The following is a 3,339-nucleotide window of genomic DNA, read 5'->3' on the forward strand; positions in this document are numbered from 1 at the left end:
CGGGGTGTAGAAGCGTTCCGTGAACGCGGTGGGGATCGCAGTACGGGCCCGATCGCCACGTTCGGTCGCCACAGCGTCGAGGGCCCGTTCGGCCTGGGACGCACGGGCGACAGGAATGTCGGCTCCTGCTGACGGCGGCGCGCTCACAGAGCCGATCCCGAGCATGGCGCCTGTTCCGAGTAGCCCGATGCAGATCTGCGCAGTGCGTGGTCCTGCTCTGTTTCTCATGGTGGCAGACGTTAAGTAGTAACTCCGAAGCAGGTAATCGGTCTACGGTGCCTATTTCGGGTGCCTTCGCGGTACCGCTGACGACGGTGTCTACCACTGGGGTAGCGGAGCGATCTCACTCCGAGGTATGACGACTTTTCGCCCTGAAGTTCCTACAGTTCTTCGTGTGGGTATCAGACGGTCGTCCAAGAGCAAGGCACTCCGGACCGAGCAGCCGGGAGCTGTACGGCGCGCCCTCGCTGCGCTTCCCCCCGGTCGCGGTGTCGATGTGGCGATCGTCGTTGTGACTGCGATTCTGTACTCGATCGCGTTGCCTACGCTCCAACTCACGCACGACGTGCCGGCCCCGATCATGCCGGTAGTGGCTGCCCTTGCGGTATTCCCGTTCGTACTCGTGCGCGCCAATCCCGCTCTCGGATGGGCGATTTCAGCTGGGTCGGCCGTCGTCATCCCAGTGGCGTTCGATCGCGTACCAGGCTACGACTACCCCTGGCAGGTCACCCACATCATCGTATTGCTTGCGCTCCTGCTCGCGGTAAGCATGCGATGCGCGGTGCAGATCGTCGGGCTCGCATGGATATCGACGGTCCTGCTGTTCTTGGGCTACACCCCGGGTGACGACGGCATCGGCTGGGCCGTCGCGCTGCCCGCGATCGTGATGTTCGGGCTGTTGATTCGCTGGCTCGTGCTCTCGCGTCGGCAACTCGCGAAACAGGAGGAGGTCTCCGAGCTCGAGCGCGCCCGTCGCACCATCCTGGAGGAGAAAGCCAAGATCGCCCGCGATCTACATGACGTCGTGGCGCACCACATGTCTCTCGTCGTCGTGCAGGCGCAGAGTGCGCCCTACCGGATCGCGGACGTATCACCGGCCGCTGCTGCAGAATTCGATTCCATCGGCGCGACAGCACGCGAGGCTCTGAACGAAATTCGAGGAATGCTCGGTGTTCTGCGGAGCGACGGAGTCGTCGCCGACGACGCACCTCAACCCGGCGCTGGCGATGTCCCAGCGTTGCTGGAGAGCAGTGCGCGCGCTGGTGTACGCCTGAGTTGGCAGTCGGCCGGTAGCGCGGAAATGGTGTCCGCAACAACAGGTCTTGCGCTGTATCGAATATTGCAGGAGTCCTTGTCGAACGCCTCGCGCCATGCCCCGGGCACCGATGTTCACGTGCGGCTGGACTACGGGGTCGACGTCACCTATCTCGAGGTCGTCAACGGCAGTCCGCAAGAACGCGGCGTGGCGACGCATCAACCTGGAACCGGCGGACACGGCCTGGCCGGTATGCGAGATCGCGCTGTCGGAGTGTCCGGCTGGCTCGATGCCAGGGCGCGTTCGGACGGGGGATTCGAGGTGGTCGCGCGGCTGCCGTCCACTGCATCGGCCGCGGTTGTCACCGGACCGTAGCCCCAAGCGCATAGGGTGTTCTTCCGTGGCCATCACGGTGTTCATCGCAGACGACCAGGCAATGGTTCGACAAGGATTCGGGGCGCTGCTCGCAGCGCAGCACGACATCAGTGTGGTCGGCGACGCCGACAACGGCGTGGCCGCCGTCGCCGAGGTGAAACGGCTGCGACCCGATGTCGTGCTGATGGATGTCCGCATGCCGCAGATGAACGGTCTCGAGGCGGCGCGTGCACTGATGTCCGCCCATCTCGACCCGCCGGTGCGGATCCTCATGCTCACGACGTTCGACATCGATGACTACGTCTACGAAGCGCTTACCATCGGGGCGAGTGGTTTCATGCTCAAGGATGCACCCGCCGACGAACTGATCCGGGGCGTCCGCGTCGTCGCTGCGGGGGAGGCGTTGCTCGCTCCATCGGTCACTCGGCGACTCATTGCCGACGTCACTTCGCGCCGCGCCGCTCCGCGCACTCACCCGTCGACGTTGGCGGTTCTGACCCCACGTGAACGTGAGGTTCTCGAATTGATTGCCCAAGGCCTCTCGAACACCGAGCTCGCCGCGTCGTTGTTCGTTGCCGAACAGACGGTCAAGACTCACGTGGGCAAGGTTCTCGGGAAGCTCGGGCTGAGAGACCGCGCACAAGCCGTGGTGCTCGCGTACGAGAGCGGCCTCGTCACACCGGGATGAGCGCGCTCGCGCTGCCGACATCGCATCGAGGCGGCAAGATTTAAGGTATCGGGTATGGAGTCGACGAGAGGCGAAAAATTGCGCATCGGAGTTTTGACCGGCGGCGGTGACTGCCCTGGCCTCAATGCGGTGATACGGGCCGTGGTCCGCACCGCGGATGCGCGCTACGGATCGACCGTCGTCGGCTTCCAGGACGGATGGCGTGGGTTGTTGGAGAATCGCCGCATTCAACTGCGCAACGACGATCGCAACGACCGTCTGCTGACCAAGGGCGGAACGATGCTCGGGACAGCAAGGACCAACCCCGAGGTGCTACGCGCCGGCCTGGATCGGATCAAGGAGACACTCGAGGACAACGGGATCGACGTCCTCATCCCGATCGGCGGCGAAGGAACGCTGACCGCGGCCAACTGGCTCTCGGAAGAAGGCGTCCCAGTCGTCGGAGTCCCCAAGACCATCGACAACGACATCGACTGCACTGACGTCACCTTCGGTTTCGATACCGCACTGACCATTGCCACGGACGCAATCGACCGCCTGCACAGCACCGCGGAATCGCACCAGCGCGTCATGCTCGTCGAGGTAATGGGCCGGCACGCAGGCTGGATTGCTCTGCACGCAGGCCTTGCTTCCGGGTCTCATATGACTCTCATTCCGGAGCAGCCGTTCGACGTCGACGAGGTCTGCGATCTGGTACGCAAACGATTCCAGCGTGGTGACTCGCACTTCATCTGCGTCGTCGCCGAAGGGGCAAAGCCGAAGGAAGGGTCGATGTCGCTGGTCGACGGCGGCATCGACGAATTCGGCCACGTCAAGTTCACCGGCGTCGCCCACCAACTGGGTCAGGAGATCGAGCGGCGGATCAACAAGGAAGTGCGAACGACGGTCCTCGGACATGTCCAGCGCGGTGGAACACCCACGCCGTACGACCGGGTGCTCGCCACGCGCTTCGGCGTCAATGCCGCCGATGCCGCGCACGCAGGAGATTTCGGCAAGATGGTCTCGCTGCGCGGCACCGAGA

4 protein-coding genes are annotated in these 3,339 nt (G+C 64.0%); 3 read left to right on the top strand and 1 reads right to left on the bottom strand.

Annotation, left to right across the window (positions count from 1 at the left end; genetic code table 11):
- Positions 1–228: hypothetical protein (locus A2J03_RS16355; RefSeq protein ID WP_156520422.1), on the bottom strand; the 228-nt coding region annotated here is incomplete at its 3' end.
- A 268-nt stretch (positions 229–496) separates the two neighbouring features.
- Here A2J03_RS16355 and A2J03_RS16360 point away from each other — a divergent pair.
- From A2J03_RS16360 to A2J03_RS16370, 3 genes are all read left to right on the top strand, one after another.
- Positions 497–1,630, top strand: a complete 1,134-nt coding sequence (locus tag A2J03_RS16360; protein ID WP_231912563.1) for a sensor histidine kinase — start codon at positions 497–499, stop codon at positions 1,628–1,630.
- A gap of 25 nt (positions 1,631–1,655) precedes the next feature.
- On the top strand, positions 1,656–2,318 hold the full coding sequence (locus A2J03_RS16365; RefSeq protein WP_068375899.1) for a response regulator: 663 nt from the start codon (positions 1,656–1,658) through the stop codon (positions 2,316–2,318).
- Positions 2,319–2,396: 78 nt separating this feature from the next.
- A partial coding sequence (locus A2J03_RS16370) for an ATP-dependent 6-phosphofructokinase (protein WP_068375904.1) occupies positions 2,397–3,339 on the top strand: 943 nt, incomplete at its 3' end.

It is taken from the genome of Rhodococcus sp. EPR-157 (assembly GCF_001647195.1).
GTDB lineage: Bacteria > Actinomycetota > Actinomycetes > Mycobacteriales > Mycobacteriaceae > Rhodococcoides.